We start from the raw sequence: 16,434 nt of genomic DNA on the forward strand, positions 1-16,434 counted from the left end.
GCCTCACGCATTAGGATTAGTAAAAGCCACCGCAAATAATATGAAACAAAATATCGTGATTTCAATTGGAGTAGTGTTGGTCTTGTTGACCAGCGTCTTCTTCAGCGAATGGATGAATATGTCTATCGGAATGTTGGTTCATGAAGGTAGTATCTTGGTGGTAATTTTCAATGGCATGAGATTAATGAAGTATAAGTTGAAAGGTCGAAAAGAACAAAAAGAAGTATCAGCACCTGCAGAGAAAGTAAAAATATCTTAAGAATAAATTAGAAGAGGCTGAGACAATAGTCCATCCTTGAAATGACAAAAGCGGAAACTCAGATTTTTAAATCTGGGATTTTCCGCTTTTTTGAGTTCTTGAAAAAAAAAGAAGAGTATTGTATTAACGGCAGTTGATCGTAAGTTAATTATTTTAATGGGAATCCGTGACCAAGTTCGAGCAGGTGTTAAACAAGACCTACAAAAATTAAAATCACTTGGTGTTAAAAATCTCACTGTATTATCAGGGGATAATCAAGGCACAGTTAATTTAGTTAAAAAGGAGCTAGGATTAACCGAGGCTCATGGCGATATGTTACCTGAGGACAAGCAAGCGTTTCTAAAAGAAAGACAGTCTACTGGTGAAATTATTGCTTTTATTGGTGATGGTGTGAACGATAGCCCTTCTCTAGCTACTGCAGAAGTAGGGATTGCTATGGGAAATGGGACAGATGTGGCTATTGAAAGTTCAGATATTGTTCTAATGAATTCCAATTTTAATCGTCTCCCCCATGCTTTAGGTTTAGCTAAAGGGACATATGCGAATATGAGACAAAATATTCTAATTGCTGTTGGTGTGGTGATAATATTATTGGTTAGTTTAATATTTAGTGAATGGATGTCTATGTCGATAGGTATGTTAGTTCATGAGGCAAGTATTTTAGTAGTTATTTTAAATGCAATGAGATTAAGAAGATATCAATTAAGATAATTGATCTATGTCAATTATCTTAAAAGAAATGTCCTGTATAATTTATCTAAAGGAGTGATAGATATGACTAAAGCAACATTAAAATTAGAAACATTAACTTGTCCATCGTGTTTACAAAAAATTGAAAGTGGTTTAAAACAGACAGCTGGTGTAGAAAAAGATTCTGTAAAAGTACTGTTCAATGCAAGTAAGGTAAAAGTAGATTTTGATGAAGAACAAGTCAATTTGAGTACAATTGAAAGAGCTATTGAAAACCTAGGATATTCAGTTATTAGTTCAAAAGTAAAGGAAGGTGTATAAAATGACAACAGCAAATGAAAGACAAGAAAAATTAGCTGCTGAAAAAGCATATAAAGAACACATTCATCATACTAAGATTAATGCTGTAGCTGTCACAGATCATATACTTGCTAATATCCATACCTTACATGTAAAATTACATCAATATCATTGGTATGTGAAAGGCACAAATTTCTATTCATTGCATAGTGTTTTTGAGAATTTATACAATGAGAATGAGACATGGTTTGATAAGATTGCAGAACGTTTACTAACTTCAGGATTTAAGCCAGCTTCAACAACTACTGAATTTCAGGAATTTACAATAATTTCTGAAGATCCGTCTGAAAAATATTATTCTGCTGAAGAAATGGTCATACAGTTAGTAGAAGATTTTAGGACTAATCGTGAATTTACCGTTCGTGCAATGCGTTTAGCACAAGAAGAAGCAGATGATGCATTAGAAGATTTACTAATTAGTTATAAAGATTACTTAGATATAAATATTTGGCAACTTCAAGCCTTTGTTAACAAGGATGCGTTAGAAGATGATGACTATATAGATAACGATTAATTAGGAGGAAAGTTGTATGGCACACCATCACCACCATAGTCATATAGATTGTATACGTTTAGTTCCGATTTTTAATCACCTAAATGAAGAACAAATGAGTTTAATTGCGCAATCAGCGCAAGAAGTACATTATGCAAAGAATGCGTTGTTATTTGGAAATGGTGATAAAGATGACACACTTTATATTATAAATAATGGGCGTGTACGTGTTTATAACTTAAATGAATCTGGTCGTGAACAAACTGTACGCATATTAAATCCTGGTGATTTTATGGGAGAAGTGGCTATTTTTCAAACTGAAAGTTACCATTCTAATTATGCTGAAGCAATATCAGAAGTGAGCATATGTAGAATTCATAAAAAGGATATGGATGACTATTTAGGCGCTTACCCAGAAATTATGAGAAGAATACTATCAGATGTTACGAAACGTTTACAGGTATCAGAAAAGCAAACGATGCAGGTTGGTATGGAGCAAGTAGAGTCTCGTATTATTGATTTTCTATCAGAATACGTTGAAGATGAAGAAAACCATACTTATGTGACTTTACCAATGTCGAAAAAAGATCTAGCCTCGTACTTGGGTACAACCCCAGAAACAATAAGTCGTAAGTTCTCATCATTGGAAGAGAGAGGTTTAATTAAACAGCATACTCAAAAATATGTTGAGATATTTGATTTAGATAAGTTATTATTTGCATCAAGTTAAGTTAAATGGTTCTGTGTCAAATAGTATTGGTCAGCAACACTATTTTTACCAAATGTTGAAAAATGAGGAACAGGATCTTCTAAACTCAAACCTAAAAACCAGCGATAAGCGATATTCACTTCTATTTCTTTTATTGTTTGTCTCATACTTTTAATACCAAATAGATATTGAATCATTGGTAATTTAATTAGAAGAATAGGATCCAAGCTAGGACGTCCTTGGATTTCATCGTATTTCTCTTTAACCAATTCATAAATAAAGGAGAAATCAATACATTGATCTATTTGCCGCAATAAATGGTCCTGTGGGACCAAGTCTTCAAGAGAAAAGAAACCGATTTGTGCGCGTTTACTCATATCTTGTTTTGAGAGCATCTGGATACACCTCCAATTGATACTCTTATTTTAACGGATAAAAAAAGACAAAGCACTAAAAACTAGTACTTTGTCTACAGTCTGAAAGCCCCATTTAAGGGGCTTTTTTATCTATAAAATAAAGTTCAGAAAAGTCTCAATCGTGCCACTTTCATACATGATGTATAGTCCAAGTGGAATGAATACTAAGGGCACAATGATTCGCTCGTATTTTTCAATTGTCTCGGATATTAACGGAATAGAAGATAGCACCCGACTAAGCTCGCAAAAGATAATTATGCCGATTGCAAACACAAGCAACGCCACGAGGGTCTGTGACCAATCTAACGAAGCAAAATAAGGTATATAGATACCTAAATTATCTCCGCCAGACGCAATTGTCAGCAATGTGACTGTCCAAAACAGTTGATTTGCCTTGCTTTGTTCTAATCTTTCAATAATTTCTTCCTCTTCTTCTTCCTCACCTTCTCCAACAATTGCAAAGCGAATCCCTAAATAGATAGGGATTAAACCAAGCAATCCAACCATCCATGCTTCAGGCACGAAATTGACGACATAAGCAGCAACTAAACTCGCCCCTACAAGTAAGCCAGTTCCTAGATATTGCCCCGCATAAATATGCCATTTCTGTTTATTCTGTGATAGCTGTGCAAATAAAATAATTAAAATAATTAAATAATCGATACTGGTGGAAATATAAACACCAATAGCAGATATGATTGTCTGTCCCATAAAAAAACCTCCAGTATTAGTCAGTAATAAATCAGCAGATTTTAGGAGAGCACAGACACATTAATTTAGCTATCGCTAATGGGTAATGTCGAACGTAGGAAAGCATTTTACTCCTCCTCAAAACGTAGTTACAAAGTAATTTCTAACTGGAATTCGGTGACTACTTCCTTGTAAAGTATAACCCACTATACTTTACAAGGTAAAGTGTGGGCTCTCCGAGGGGTCTTGCAGACGGCTCTGTCGGCTCTTTTGAGCCGAGTATCAGCGCACCCTTATGGTGGCATTTAGCTGATACCTGTTTGACGTTTTGCTACTCTACCTTTTCGGTAGGTATGCAAACCTCAAACCAAAATAAAAACCCCCTTCGACTTTCGTCAGGGGGCTTTTATATTTAAGTGCATTTAATTTTGAAGATTACCCTCAAAATATAGACCAAAAACATCGACATTATTATTAATGGTTTGATGAAAACGAGTGATATTTTTGAACGTAAATTCATCACTATGATTTTCAAAGTATCTTCTTAACTGAATAATATTTTTTAAATCATTATCTGCAACAACAGTTAATAATTCATCTTTAAATTTACCAGTCATCTCTCAAAAATCTCCTAGCTATTTTTCTTCTTTAACCACATACCGTCAATCATCTTGTTGATTGCTAAAGTATTATTATTAATTGCCACGTCAAGCAATTCATCTGATTTTTGAATACAAATCATTAAAATGGTAATTATGATATTGATTTTTGGGATTCTTTTCCAGCTGGAATGGACGAGTTAGCGAAAATTTTTAGAATGGTTGTCATGGGTGAAGATACCGTAAAAGGAATTGCATTAACTATGGAAATATTGCGGATGCTGCGACTATAGCTAAAGAAGCCTTAGAGGCGTTCTGTGACTTACTACAAGAAGAAGGAAAAGGTTGCTTTAAAGATCCAGAAAAAATTGCCAAATCATTCAACGTGCAATTACCATGAGTTATCGTTTAGGTAGACTTGCACAAGAATCCATCAATGTCGTTCTAAGTGTTCTTGTACGTGAAATTCGTGCGCTTGAAAAGAACATCAAAGACTTGGAAAAGCAATCAAGCAATTATTTGTCGGCATTCGAGAATATCAATATTTGCCCGGTGTTCCAGGTATTGGAAAGGTGTACTCCACTTAATTAATCGTTGAAATCGGTCAAATTGAACGATTGGAAAATCAAACAAAATTGGCAAAATATGCAGGCTTATATTCGAAAGTCAAACAATCTGGTAACTGTCAGTCATAAAATACACCTCTGACAAAACAAGGGAATCGCTATTTTGGATACTACTTAGTTAAAGCTACCAACTCTATAAAAAAGTATCTTCCTGAATATAAAGTTTTTTATCAAAGCAAATGTAAAGAGGTCCCAAATATAAACACAAACGAGCAATCGTCTTAAGTTACGCGTCTTGTGGATACGCTACTACGTAACCATCGACTCTACGCGTTGCCAAGGAGAGTAATAGGTAAATAACATTCTGTTATTGACGCAAACCTTTGAAATCCCCTGTAAAAAATTTGATTTTAGACGGAGCTAGTTAAGTGCGCTTCAAAACAGGTTACACAATAAAAATATTTTCAATCTTCAACTTGACTTATTACCATTAGATTTATTGACAAGAGCCTTTAAAATATATCTATTTTCGGTTTTTTATATTCAACAAGAAAAGACAAGATTCTCGAAGTACTGGAAGATTCTCGTCTTTTCTTTCATTTCATTGTTATTTAAGAGTTATCGTTACGATAATTTTGTCCATTTATTTTCTTAAAATCACAACTAAATTTTATCATAAAAAAAATGATTCCTATAAGTTAGACTAAGAATCTAACTTTTGGGGATCGGTTCAAAAAGTCTAGTTTCTTTATAAATTCATGAAATTATCAAATTCTAAAAATTCATTATATCCGAGAATGATTGAGGAAGAGAACAAATCTCTTGTCGAAGAAATAAAAAATGCACGAGAAAAAATTGCTTCTTTCACTGAAGAAAAAGAATATCAAGTCGGAGAGTAGTTAGCAAAAACGTAAGATTCAATCACCACTTTGGAGAATACGATTGAATCATTTAAAGGGAACATTTCAGATAATCAAACCAAAATTTCTGATATCGAAAAGACGATTCAGTTGATTGAATCGAAAATTGACGAACTCAAAAAAGGTGTGTGAGATAACATGTCAAAGAAACGAATTCCGGTATTTTTAGACACGGAACATGAAGATGCTTTGAAAGAATTAAAAACCTATCTGCCCGTTGACGAGGATATTAAAGATAGTCCGATGATTCGATATGCGCTGCTTGAATTACTTAATCGGGTGAGAAAAGAAATAAATTTCGAAAAAAAAAGTATTGGATTCTTTGTCTTTATTAGAGATTATGACCAATGCAAAATTGGAGCAAGATCATACCAAAATACAAGACCTTTTTTCTTCTGATGTTTATCAAGAAGCAGTCACAATGAGTAAGAAAGTTGTTCGAAATAAGAACTATCGCTTTAAAAACAGGAAGGACGAATCAAAGAAAGAAGAAAAGAAAAAGGTCAAATCTGTTCAAGAAGATGTCAAAAAAGAACGTGATTTTAATGATATTGTTTCCCAATATTTACCAAAATAATTGAGGGTTGATGGTGGCACCTAGGTGGCACTTTTTACAAAAAGTACCACCTAGGTGCCATCGGTAGTGGTATCTGGGTGCCACTAAAAAAGCCGCAATGATATCACTTTGAAATCTCTTAAAACCCAATAGGCACAGCCTATTTTCCACCTTCTAACTAGAAGGTGGGGGTATCTACCTTATGCTCTTTCCCTTTTTTTGATCTAAAAGAAGCAATCGATTTACCTGTTCCTTCCCTTTTTTATCAATATTTTTTCCTAAACGGTGAGTATAATTGTCGCTTTTCATTTTTATTTTAATATTCAAATTGAAGACAAGGAGTTCGGTTATTTGATTTATACAATTAGTGACATTCAAAAATTATGTACACCAATATTTTTAGAATGGAAAATAAAAAAAGCTTTTCTGTTTGGGTCATACGCTCGAAACGAAGCAACAGAAACCAGTGATTTAGATATTTTAATCGACGGTGAAGGGTCTTTGCTCCAAAATATATTTGATGTGATTCGGTTAAAAAGTAAATTAAGTAGCGCATTAAAAAAAGAGATCGACCTTATTACACTATTTATTGATTATGATATGTTGGTTGAATTACTGAATACCATGAAAGACAATGGCCATTTTGAAGAATTCAAACAGCTGGCAAAAGAGGAAGATATTTTCAAGAAAGCTACTTATGGTGAGGGAGATCCTAACAAAGAGAAAAAATCATTTTACGAGGGCCGAATGTACGGGCCGGATGGCATATATTATCGATTAGGAAACAGTATCCTCCAAGAACTGAAAAAGGAAAATGATTCTTCCCAACAAGACAACCCTTTCCGTCCGTCTTCGCTATCAGGTAAACAAAACCCTAACAAAGAAATATACAATAGAATGAAACAGGAGTACTTCAAGGGGAAAGAAACGAATGAAAGTCGATCACCGCCAAAGCGAAATCCAAATGAGCGAATCAAACCATTTAAGGAATCATTCAAGTATCGTCGGTCGGTCACAAATCAAGTCAAACACCTGGAACGGGTGACGAGCAATGAATTTGATCAATTCAAAAATAAAGTAGCTTTTGAAAAGCTGCAGCGTGAAATCGAACAAGCAAAAATGAGTCAAGAGTCAGACCTATTCAATTAGGAGAAAGAGGAAAGTCATGGAAAATTATTACTTTATCAATAGCGTGGATCCAGAGAACCAAATGATGCGTATTCAAGAAGTGGGTGCTGGCGAAATGAGTGCGCAACAGGTACGTATCACGAAAGAGGATGCCGATGTTTATTCTTTAATGTTGGATGAAGCAACGCAAGAAGGGGAGCCGTTGATCGTTCAGCTGGATCTAAAATAAAGTCAAAATCAGCCGTAGAAAAATTTTTTTCGACCAGTACAAATAAAAACCGATTTTCTTTTTTTAGAAAGTCGGCTTTTAATAACGAAGCTAATTTAGTTGAAGTAGTTGCTCAATAATCGAAGAGCTGCCTGGTAAAAATAAAAGTAGACTACCTATGACTAACAAGATCCCTAAAACAAAACAGGCTATTACGAATTTGGTTGATCTAGATACTTCTTTATTTGAAACACTTATGATCAACAAAGTTATACCGACAGCTAACGTTAAAAAATACCAAAATCCCATTGTTATCGCCCACTTTCTTTGAATAGTTTTTACTTTCAAACTGTTTAATAAATTTTATCATAGACAAGAAGAACTAATCCTTGTACAAGAAAAATATATGTAAAGTTTAAACTTTCTTATACTAAATAAACTAAGTATTTAGAAAATTGATCGTAAACCACCTTCAAGGAAACTGATAGAACAATTTAAAAATTGTTAGAGTTACTTTCAATTAGTAAATAGCAGAATAAAAAAAATAAGATCGGCGAAAGCCGGTCTTTTTTTGGAGGGAAATTTGATGGAAGAATAGGACAATAATCGACAAGAAATAGACAATAATCGATTAGCAAGAGCAAAAAGAAAGTTGGAACGTCTGAAGAGAGACTACAGTGCGCAAATTTCAAGAGTCTTTGACCATCAAGCACAAACAAACGGTCAGCCGAGCTGGTCTATCAAGTAAACGAGGGCGAACATCAAAGAAAAAAGTCTCTCGAACAGTGACTACTTTAATATGAAAAGAGGAAAAACGTGCGATTATTTGATGTTCACCAATTTGAATTACCTGAAAAAGAGGTGATTGATTGGGATAAAACCAAAAGAGAGATCGGATCGATGTTCTCTAGTTATCTTGTTTCAAGAGAAAGGATGGGATTGACGAGGATGTCGCCGATCCATTCAACGTATTCGCTCTTAGACCAAGATATACCAGAAATCAAACACTCTAGCTTTGTTCAAGAAAATCAGCAGTTCAAACAAGAGTTTCTTTATTTTCACCACTTATTTTCTTTGGGTCTGACGGCCATTAGCCATCCATATAAACCAGAAATCACCGATCGGAGACGAAAGATTTTTTTGATGCGTTTTGTCTACGGATTATCAATCATGTGAGCGATCGGATCCATTATCAGAAAAATGTGATCGTCGATGATTCTCAATCCAGCTTACTGCAGTTTGCGAATGCTTTGTCTATTTTAGCTTTAAAAGAACAAGAGATCTCTGCCTGATGTTGGTACTTTTTTCTATTGATCACTTCGGGTTGTGTCCACAACACGGTTTCTGAAGGAGCGGTGGTGGTAGCTGGAGCGACTGAAGGAACAAGCTTATTGGCTTAAATAATGTTGATAAAAAAACGCTAAAAACCTTGATAAATATAGGTTTTCAGCGTGGGTTATGGTATAATATGAGTACAGTAAAGTTTGTGACGGTGGCTATCTTTTGGAAGGTGGTGATGCTTATGAAAGTAAGTGTTCACTCTTTAGAAAGGAGAAGCTTTTTGTCTGTAGCTGAAGCATTAGGGCTAATGATTAGTTTCGGTTCTTTAATCGCAACGATCATCTTTGGCATCCTAACAGCAGTGAAAAATGACAAAAAAAAATAACCGTCTACTTTAGCAGGTCACGGTTATTTTCGTTTAAATAATAGTACTGCCACCGTCTTAAACGGTGCTGTAGGGGAGTTGTTCGCGCAACTCCTCTTTACATATTTAGTATAGCAAGATTTCAGTGAAATATCAACCTTTTGCTCTACAGACGTGCCTTGCACGTCTATTTTTTGGCCCTCTTAAGTGGTGGAGGCGGCTGGAACATGGAGGGCAAAAAAGATCACTTTTCTTTCTTAAAAAAGGTCTAATTGCCACCATTGTTCCGAAATATAAACAACCATTTTCTCGGTATTCTTAATCCATCAGGTACTTGAAACACCTTTCATACGCATGAAGAAACTGAGTGAACAATGAAAAATGGTACAACAGAAAATAAGGGCACCTTTTTAGATCTTTTCAGGAATCGGAGGATTTCGTTTAGGGATGGACCAAGGTGGCTACCGATGTGTTGGGTATTGTGAGATCGATGGCCATGTCAGAAAAAGTTATAAATCAATTTTTGACAAAAAACAGTAGGTAGAAATGCATGATATCACAAAACTTTCAGATGAATTTATTCAAGGAATAAAAGGTTTTTCAGATACTATTTGAAATGGTATATTTTTAAAAAAGGAGGATTTTAAATGAAAAAAGTTATTTGGTCAATGCTTATTTTAGGTTCTGTTATTGGTAGCACATCAATCGTATCAGCAGATTCTATCTCTAATAGTGAGGACACCGTGGAACTATCTCCTAAGTAGGAACAAGTTCAAATAGCAGTCGAAAACAATGATGTATTATCGGAGGTTTCATGGGCTTTAGATTATACACAACCTGTACAAATTCAAGCATTAGCAAAAGCGGTAAGTGATTACAGTCATTCAGATTATTTTTCTTCGGTAAAATGGATCACTAGAGATGGTAAAGTATCTTTGAGTATAACTCCTAAGGCTATATTAACCAAAAACCTTCCTTCAGGAAATGGAGGAGCTGCACATATTGGTAACGCTTGGAACAAATTATTGCCTAAACATAAAAATGATAAGAATTGGAAAAACACAAATGGTATGCTAGATCAATATTTGTGTCATGCACAATGGGCCAGTGGTATGAAAACTCCATGGAATATTGAGCCGTGGAGACCAGATGTTAGCTATGCTGCTACTGTTGCAAAGGCATGTAATCCTTAATGAGAATAGTAATTAAAGTTATTTCAAGTATTTTTGCTTTGATCTCGATTTTGCTTGTATTATTTTTGTTTAAAAATCAGTTGACCTCTGGATCAGTATTTTCATATAGTTATTATGAAAAAGAAATCTCTGCAAAAACTTCAGTGACTACTAAATCAGATATTAATAACTTTGACTATGTACTATTTACAAGAGAATCTTGTCCGTATTGCAATGCATTTGCTCCTAAACTATTTTTATCTTCTCAATATGAAGATAAAAAATTCTTGATTATAGATACGGACACAAAAGAAACTAATCCTTCTACTTTATGGTATATTAATGAGTTAGAGATAACCGAAGTTCCAACTACAGTAAATATGAAAACTAAAGAGCGCTTATCTTATACCGATCAAATTGGTAGCATAAATAATTTTTTAGAATAGAGGTTGATTTGATGTTAGAAAATATCGTTTTTTTTCTTACTGTTGTCCCATTTTTGCTACAAGTGTTTTTGTTACTTATAGTCTATAAAAAGGATAATAATCGAGAAAAATATAAAAATTACTTACTTTATATAATTACTATATTGAATATCATTTCAGTTCTTGCATTTTCTGTAATGCAAGGATACCTTGTAGATGTATACGTAATTGAATCAACATACGTAATGTTCGTCCCTGCAGTCCTAACAGGAATCGCTGCTTTAATTACATTTATAAAGATCTAATTAGAAAGAGGACAATTATTGTTCTCTTTTTTGTTAGGATAGGGTGCTCTTGATATTGTCGATTTATTGTGCCGCTAAGACAAAAATAGATGAGAATAATATGGTTTTCTATTTTCAAGTTTAATACAAAAGGGTCAGAAACTTAAGGGTTTATGAGCTCTCTTTGATTGCTATAACTATAAAAGAGTTCAAGATAGAATATTCTTTAACAGTTTTTCTATGCTAAATTAACCTACAGTGAGAGTACTAACTATGCTATTAATTCCTATTTACTTAGAAATTATGAGTAAACAACTTGACCTTATATAGATGGTTGTCTATATTACATATATAGACAACTATCTATATAAGGAGGGTCGAAAAATGAATTATGAATCTCTTTCATTAGTATTAAAATCTCTAGCGAATCCAAATCGTATGAAAATAGTAGATGTGCTTTCTTGCGGTAGTTTGTGTGCATGTGATTTACTTGAATATTTTGATTTTACGCAGCCTACACTTTCTCATCATATGAAAGTACTTGAAAAAGCGGGTGTCGTTTGTGTAAGTAAAAAAGGGCAATGGCACCATTATTCATTGAGGGAAGAATTTGTTGTAGAATTTATGGAATCTATTCAACAATTACTTGTAAATAATGAAGACAACTGTGTATGCAAAGTAAAAGAAGAATCTAAGTAGGAGGAAAGTAAAAATGAAATCAAAAGTTAAAGCTGAAGGGTTAGGCTTTTTTGAAAAGTATTTAACTCTATGGGTAATTTTGTGTATGATAATCGGAATATTGATTGGACAGTTTGCTCCAGCTATCCCTGATACATTAAGTCAATTTGAGTATTTTCAGGTCTCAATTCCAACGGCTATTTTGATATGGTTGATGATTTATCCTATGATGTTAAAAATTGATTTTACCAGTATTGTTCGTGCTGCTAAAAAACCTAAGGGATTAGTTATCACGTGCGTTACTAATTGGCTTATTAAACCGTTTACGATGTATGGCATTTCAGCACTCTTTTTTTATGTGATTTTCCAACAATTGATTCCAATAGAACTAGCAAAGGAATACGTCGCTGGTGCGGTTATTCTAGGAGCTGCACCATGTACAGCGATGGTTTTTGTGTGGAGCTACCTAACAAAAGGTGACTCTGCCTATACTTTGGTTCAAGTCGCAATCAACGATTTAATTATCCTAGTATTATTTGCACCTATTGTTGCTTTTTTGCTAGGCGTTGATAATGTAAGTGTCCCTTTAGCCACTTTATTACTGTCAACTGTTCTATTTGTAGTTGTCCCACTGTTTTTAGGCTTCATTACTCGAGTGTTGATCATAAAAAAAAGAGGTTTAACCTATTTTGAAAATGTCTTCTTGAAGAAATTTGATTCAGTGACGATTATTGGTTTATTACTAACTCTGATCATTATTTTCTCCTTCCAAGGTGAAAGAATTATTTCCAATCCATTGCATATTTTATTGATCGCAATTCCTTTAACGATTCAAACGATTTTAATATTTACAATTGCTTATAGTTTGTCAAGATTTTGGAAGTTGCCACACAATATTGCTTCTCCTGCTGGAATGATAGGAGCAAGTAACTTTTTTGAGTTGGCAGTAGCGGTATCAATATCACTTTTTGGATTACAGTCGGGAGCAACTTTAGCAACAGTCGTAGGCGTACTTGTGGAAGTGCCAGTTATGTTAATTTTAGTTAAGGTTTCTAATAAAACAAAAGACTGGTTCATAAATCCGGAATCTTTGAGTGAAATCAAGAACGTATAAAGGATAGGTGTGGAGAAATGAAAATCATCATTATTGGATCTGTCGCTGCTGGAACAAGTGTCGCTGCAAAAGCAAGAAGAAATACTGAAGATGCAGAGATTGTTTTGTATGATAAAGATATGGATGTGTCTTACGCAGTTTGTGGGATTCCATATGCAGTGGGGGGAGAAGTGGAAAACTTTGATGAACTGACGCCTCGTAATGCTGAATGGTTTAAAAAAAGGTACGACGTAGATATTCATACCTCTCATGAAATAACTCTGGTTGACTATGATAAAAAATTGGTGCACGGAATCAGTCTAATTACAAAAAAATCATTTACCAATAATTTTGATGTTTTAGTGTTGGCCACAGGATCGGTTTATAATACCCCAGAAATATTTGTTAATAGACATTTTGAGAATGTTTTTCAGGTGAAAAATATTTCGAGTGGGAAAAGTATCAAGAAGTTTGTAGATGAAAACGAGCCAAAAAAAGCAGTTGTCATTGGTGCTGGATATATTGGTTTAGAAATGGCCGAGCAGTTACAGAGACTAGGTCTTGAGGTCTCGTTACTTCAACGAAGTAAATATCCCATGTCCCATTTAGACTGGGACATGTCTTCAAGAATCATTAATGAAATGAAAAGGAAAAACATTGCCTTTTTCCCTGAAGAAACCGTCAGAAAAGTTAACGGTGATGGTAGTCTGAAGTCTATTGAAACGGCTAAAGGAACTATCTTTTCGGCAGATATTTTTGTATTAGCTACCGGAGTAAAGCCGAACACCGCATTAGCAAAATCCATGGGAATTAAATTAGGAATTACCGGAGCTATAGAAGTAAACGATAAGTTAGAAACCAATTTTCCAAATGTTTATGCTGTAGGTGATGTTGCAGAAAGTTTTGATCGCATAACTAGGCGACCAATTTATCGACCTTTAGCTTCAACAGCCAATAAAATGGGAAGGATCGCAGGAGATGTTATTACAGGTGGCAATCTACGACACAAGGGAATCTTAGGAACTGGTATTTTACGATTCTTTGATTTAACAATTGCTCAAACTGGTCTCACAGAAAAAGATGCTTTAGCAAATAATATAGCTATTACTACTTTATATAATATTAAACCTAATAAGCCGGACTATATGAATGGTAAAGAAATGGTGATCAAAGCAATCGCAAATAAAGAAAATGGGAAGATACTTGGGGCTCAAATCATAGGTTATGATGGGGTAGATAAGCGGATCGATGTGCTTGCTACTGCTATTTCATTTGGCGCAACTGCTGAAGATTTATTTCACTTGGATTTAGCATATGCTCCACCTTTTTCTACAACAAAAGATCCCATTCATTATACTGGGATGGCTTTGAACAACGATATAAATAATGATACCCCGTTAATGACCCCTATAGAGCTATTGAGAAGAATTGATGGCGGCGAAAAATTACAAATTATTGATACCAGATCAAGAAAACAGTTTGAAACTTCGAAAGTTGAGGGAGCAATTCACATACCTTTAGCTGAGTTAAGAGATCGATATGAGGAATTGGATAAAGAATGTGTGACAGTAACTTATTGTAATAAAGGCGTTACTGGAAATGCAGCACAAAATATTTTACTGAACAAAGGATTTAAACAAGTTTATAATTTATCCGGAGGAAATAAAAACTATCAAGAAGTTTGTGAAACGATACAAAAATTATGATAGAATTCTAAATATTGGAATAATTAGGAAGAAACTTATTTTGAGGTTTGATGTAACATTTGTATTTTTTTTCAAGCTTCATTTTTTTATATATTATGGACTATTAGAGGTGAAATTGAAGATGGTAGATTTAACTAAAATTGAATACCGAGTTTTGATTTCATTATATGAATGCGAGGGAGGGATAACAAAACGTAACTTTGTAAAAAAATACCCAGAATTTAAGCTGAATACAGCTTATTTAGTTATTGATCGGCTAGTAGACAAAGGGTACTTAGAAATGAATTACTCAAAAAAAACTGAATTATCAGAAAAATTGTTTAGTCCAATCAAATCAATAACTGACTTCTATTCTGATATGTTTGGTATTTGCGCTGTTGATCGTACGATGAAAAAAGTAATACGTGAACTAACTGATTATAGTCAAACAAGTTTTATTCTAGATAAAATAAGAGAAGAAAAAAGATATGCAAAATAAATTTATATAGTTGGAATGAAAAGGTAAAATCTCATACTTATAGTCTTAGTATACAGTCAAAAAGAAATGGAGAAATGTCTATGGGACTTTTACATTTGCTTTATGTAATATTGTATTCAATTATAGTAATTAGCTTACTTATTTCCTATGATTTATTTGTAAAAAATTTTAAGAAACTCCATTTACGATATTCTTTTAAAATAATTATTGGTTTAATATTATTTGTATCGCAAATGTATTTTACACTCTCAGATTTTCCACCAACACTAAATATTATAGAACCTAAAAAATTAAAGTATTTTACCCGTGGTGCTAGTTAATTTTTTCCTAGAGGAAAATGTCTAAACATGTTGGTAAATCAACAAAAAAACGCATATAGTAGTCTCAAAACTCCCAAGAAATGAGGACTACATATGCGTTCATCAAAATATACTGAACATTATACAGATACTTTTATAACATTCAAGGAAATTATGAGAACTGTTTCTAACATATACCACAATTGTGTACCAGATAAGATTAAAAACCGAAGAAATACTGATCAACTGAAGCAACGCGATACAGTGATTATTGCTTGTGTTATATGGGGCATAATTAATGGCTATACTAGCCAAAGAGCCACGTATAGAGTGGTTTGTTCCGTCTTATTTCCTAATGGTGACTTTCCTAGTAGGAGTCGATTCACTCGCTTAAGTTCAAACTTAGCTTACACTATCAAGATTATTCGATACTTTTTCATCAAGAAGATCACCAAAAGTGAACTAGTCGGAATTATAGATAGTTTTCCTAGTCCATTATGTAAACCAGTTAGAAATAGACAAGCAAAACTATTGAATCAAATAGCCAAAGTTGGCTATAACTCAACAAAAAAATCTTATTTTTATGGTCTTAAAATTCATATGATCGTTACTAAGACTGGCTTTCCGATTACTTACTCAATCACGAATCCAGGTGTCCATGACGTGAAAGTGTTAGAGACTTTATCGGAAGAAGCGAATCTTCCCAATATCCTAGGGGACAAAGGATATATTAGCCATAAAATCCATGAAAAGCTTGCCCTTAAGGGCATTACTATATCCGTTCCGCCACGTAAAAACATGGATAAATCAGAAAAACTAGACCACAGCTTACTTGGAAAACAAAGAAAAACAGTTGAGTCTGTTTTTTCTTCCTTAGAAAAATTAGGTTGTCAAAATTTCAACTCACGTTCTGTTAAAGGGCTAGAGAGTAGATTTGAAAGCATATTACTGGCTTACAGTGTTCTATTAAGTCGAGCACAACGACGTTTTGAAGGAACTTTGAGATATTCTTTAGGATATTAAAATTAACTAGCACCACGGGTGATTTATAGTATACTAT

Annotated in this window: 19 protein-coding genes and 4 pseudogenes; 20 read left to right on the forward strand and 3 right to left on the reverse strand. The window is 33.9% G+C overall.

Annotated elements, in window-relative coordinates:
* From IGI73_RS16505 to IGI73_RS16525, 5 genes and pseudogenes are all read left to right on the forward strand, one after another.
* Positions 1-259 (forward strand): annotated as a pseudogene (locus tag IGI73_RS16505) (heavy metal translocating P-type ATPase); the annotation flags it as partial.
* A 102-nt stretch (positions 260-361) separates the two neighbouring features.
* Positions 362-970, forward strand: a pseudogene (locus IGI73_RS16510) (HAD-IC family P-type ATPase); the annotation flags it as partial.
* A gap of 63 nt (positions 971-1,033) precedes the next feature.
* Positions 1,034-1,270, forward strand: coding sequence for a heavy-metal-associated domain-containing protein (locus IGI73_RS16515; protein WP_005225223.1), 237 nt, complete (start codon positions 1,034-1,036; stop codon positions 1,268-1,270).
* Position 1,271: 1 nt separating this feature from the next.
* Entirely contained in the window at positions 1,272-1,823 is a 552-nt protein-coding gene (locus IGI73_RS16520; protein WP_375806099.1) for a Dps family protein, read from the forward strand.
* 16 nt (positions 1,824-1,839) lie between these two features.
* On the forward strand, positions 1,840-2,532 hold the full coding sequence (locus tag IGI73_RS16525) for a Crp/Fnr family transcriptional regulator (protein ID WP_005225225.1): 693 nt from the start codon (positions 1,840-1,842) through the stop codon (positions 2,530-2,532).
* Positions 2,533-2,573: 41 nt separating this feature from the next.
* Here IGI73_RS16525 and IGI73_RS16530 read toward each other — a convergent pair.
* The 3 genes and pseudogenes from IGI73_RS16530 to IGI73_RS16540 all read right to left on the reverse strand — a co-directional run.
* A pseudogene (locus IGI73_RS16530) lies at positions 2,574-2,906 on the reverse strand (transposase); the annotation flags it as partial.
* 111 nt (positions 2,907-3,017) lie between these two features.
* A complete protein-coding gene (locus IGI73_RS16535) occupies positions 3,018-3,638 on the reverse strand; it encodes a CadD family cadmium resistance transporter (protein ID WP_005237707.1) in 621 nt (206 codons plus the stop codon).
* Between the two features lie 401 nt (positions 3,639-4,039).
* Entirely contained in the window at positions 4,040-4,234 is a 195-nt protein-coding gene (locus IGI73_RS16540) for a hypothetical protein (protein WP_005225228.1), read from the reverse strand.
* Between the two features lie 271 nt (positions 4,235-4,505).
* On the opposite strand from IGI73_RS16540, the pseudogene IGI73_RS16545 reads away from it, so the two are divergent.
* The 15 genes and pseudogenes from IGI73_RS16545 to IGI73_RS16615 all read left to right on the forward strand — a co-directional run.
* Positions 4,506-5,142, forward strand: a pseudogene (locus IGI73_RS16545) (transposase); the annotation flags it as partial.
* Between the two features lie 698 nt (positions 5,143-5,840).
* On the forward strand, positions 5,841-6,101 hold the full coding sequence (locus IGI73_RS16550) for a hypothetical protein (RefSeq protein WP_413157947.1): 261 nt from the start codon (positions 5,841-5,843) through the stop codon (positions 6,099-6,101).
* 22 nt (positions 6,102-6,123) lie between these two features.
* Positions 6,124-6,279, forward strand: coding sequence for a hypothetical protein (locus IGI73_RS16555; RefSeq protein ID WP_249641318.1), 156 nt, complete (start codon positions 6,124-6,126; stop codon positions 6,277-6,279).
* A gap of 330 nt (positions 6,280-6,609) precedes the next feature.
* Positions 6,610-7,407: a nucleotidyltransferase family protein gene (locus tag IGI73_RS16560; protein WP_375806103.1), complete on the forward strand. Its 798-nt coding sequence runs from the start codon at positions 6,610-6,612 to the stop codon at positions 7,405-7,407.
* 16 nt (positions 7,408-7,423) lie between these two features.
* Positions 7,424-7,615, forward strand: a complete 192-nt coding sequence (locus tag IGI73_RS16565) for a hypothetical protein (protein WP_002314345.1) — start codon at positions 7,424-7,426, stop codon at positions 7,613-7,615.
* A gap of 795 nt (positions 7,616-8,410) precedes the next feature.
* On the forward strand, positions 8,411-8,770 hold the full coding sequence (locus IGI73_RS16570; RefSeq protein WP_225582132.1) for a transcriptional regulator: 360 nt from the start codon (positions 8,411-8,413) through the stop codon (positions 8,768-8,770).
* A gap of 346 nt (positions 8,771-9,116) precedes the next feature.
* A complete protein-coding gene (locus IGI73_RS16575) occupies positions 9,117-9,260 on the forward strand; it encodes a putative holin-like toxin (RefSeq protein ID WP_221928441.1) in 144 nt (47 codons plus the stop codon).
* A gap of 426 nt (positions 9,261-9,686) precedes the next feature.
* Entirely contained in the window at positions 9,687-9,779 is a 93-nt protein-coding gene (locus IGI73_RS16580) for a hypothetical protein (RefSeq protein WP_375806106.1), read from the forward strand.
* Between the two features lie 371 nt (positions 9,780-10,150).
* Positions 10,151-10,432, forward strand: coding sequence for a DUF2599 domain-containing protein (locus IGI73_RS16585; protein ID WP_118214682.1), 282 nt, complete (start codon positions 10,151-10,153; stop codon positions 10,430-10,432).
* Positions 10,432-10,857, forward strand: coding sequence for a thioredoxin family protein (locus tag IGI73_RS16590; RefSeq protein WP_118214683.1), 426 nt, complete (start codon positions 10,432-10,434; stop codon positions 10,855-10,857). Before IGI73_RS16585 ends, IGI73_RS16590 begins: the two co-directional genes overlap by 1 nt.
* Positions 10,858-11,504: 647 nt before the next feature.
* A complete protein-coding gene (locus IGI73_RS16595; RefSeq protein WP_005225242.1) occupies positions 11,505-11,819 on the forward strand; it encodes an ArsR/SmtB family transcription factor in 315 nt (104 codons plus the stop codon).
* Between the two features lie 13 nt (positions 11,820-11,832).
* Positions 11,833-12,912 carry an ACR3 family arsenite efflux transporter gene (arsB, locus tag IGI73_RS16600; protein ID WP_118214687.1) on the forward strand — a complete coding sequence of 360 codons (1,080 nt, stop codon included), beginning with the start codon at positions 11,833-11,835 and terminating at the stop codon, positions 12,910-12,912.
* A gap of 17 nt (positions 12,913-12,929) precedes the next feature.
* Positions 12,930-14,597: an FAD-dependent oxidoreductase gene (locus IGI73_RS16605; protein ID WP_301969551.1), complete on the forward strand. Its 1,668-nt coding sequence runs from the start codon at positions 12,930-12,932 to the stop codon at positions 14,595-14,597.
* Between the two features lie 121 nt (positions 14,598-14,718).
* Entirely contained in the window at positions 14,719-15,075 is a 357-nt protein-coding gene (locus IGI73_RS16610; RefSeq protein ID WP_225582134.1) for a hypothetical protein, read from the forward strand.
* Between the two features lie 413 nt (positions 15,076-15,488).
* A complete protein-coding gene (locus IGI73_RS16615; protein ID WP_438759318.1) occupies positions 15,489-16,397 on the forward strand; it encodes an IS982-like element ISEfm1 family transposase in 909 nt (302 codons plus the stop codon).
* Positions 16,398-16,434: the final 37 nt, after the last annotated feature.

The sequence above is a fragment of the Enterococcus sp. DIV0755f genome (assembly GCF_051713725.1).
GTDB classification, from domain to species: Bacteria; Bacillota; Bacilli; order Lactobacillales; family Enterococcaceae; genus Enterococcus_D; species Enterococcus_D casseliflavus.

Bases quoted from the DNA above. Each gene is read 5' to 3' on its own strand.
- IGI73_RS16610 (WP_225582134.1), top strand. From the start codon at position 14,719: ATGGTAGATTTAACTAAAATTGAATACCGAGTTTTGATTTCATTATAT.
- arsB (WP_118214687.1), top strand. From the start codon at position 11,833: ATGAAATCAAAAGTTAAAGCTGAAGGGTTAGGCTTTTTTGAAAAGTAT.
- IGI73_RS16615 (WP_438759318.1), top strand. From the start codon at position 15,489: ATGCGTTCATCAAAATATACTGAACATTATACAGATACTTTTATAACA.
- IGI73_RS16535 (WP_005237707.1), bottom strand. From the start codon at position 3,638: ATGGGACAGACAATCATATCTGCTATTGGTGTTTATATTTCCACCAGT.
- IGI73_RS16540 (WP_005225228.1), bottom strand. From the start codon at position 4,234: ATGACTGGTAAATTTAAAGATGAATTATTAACTGTTGTTGCAGATAAT.
- IGI73_RS16590 (WP_118214683.1), top strand. From the start codon at position 10,432: ATGAGAATAGTAATTAAAGTTATTTCAAGTATTTTTGCTTTGATCTCG.
- IGI73_RS16605 (WP_301969551.1), top strand. From the start codon at position 12,930: ATGAAAATCATCATTATTGGATCTGTCGCTGCTGGAACAAGTGTCGCT.
- IGI73_RS16575 (WP_221928441.1), top strand. From the start codon at position 9,117: ATGAAAGTAAGTGTTCACTCTTTAGAAAGGAGAAGCTTTTTGTCTGTA.
- IGI73_RS16515 (WP_005225223.1), top strand. From the start codon at position 1,034: ATGACTAAAGCAACATTAAAATTAGAAACATTAACTTGTCCATCGTGT.
- IGI73_RS16550 (WP_413157947.1), top strand. From the start codon at position 5,841: ATGTCAAAGAAACGAATTCCGGTATTTTTAGACACGGAACATGAAGAT.
- IGI73_RS16595 (WP_005225242.1), top strand. From the start codon at position 11,505: ATGAATTATGAATCTCTTTCATTAGTATTAAAATCTCTAGCGAATCCA.
- IGI73_RS16555 (WP_249641318.1), top strand. From the start codon at position 6,124: ATGAGTAAGAAAGTTGTTCGAAATAAGAACTATCGCTTTAAAAACAGG.
- IGI73_RS16525 (WP_005225225.1), top strand. From the start codon at position 1,840: ATGGCACACCATCACCACCATAGTCATATAGATTGTATACGTTTAGTT.
- IGI73_RS16520 (WP_375806099.1), top strand. From the start codon at position 1,272: ATGACAACAGCAAATGAAAGACAAGAAAAATTAGCTGCTGAAAAAGCA.
- IGI73_RS16580 (WP_375806106.1), top strand. From the start codon at position 9,687: ATGGACCAAGGTGGCTACCGATGTGTTGGGTATTGTGAGATCGATGGC.
- IGI73_RS16565 (WP_002314345.1), top strand. From the start codon at position 7,424: ATGGAAAATTATTACTTTATCAATAGCGTGGATCCAGAGAACCAAATG.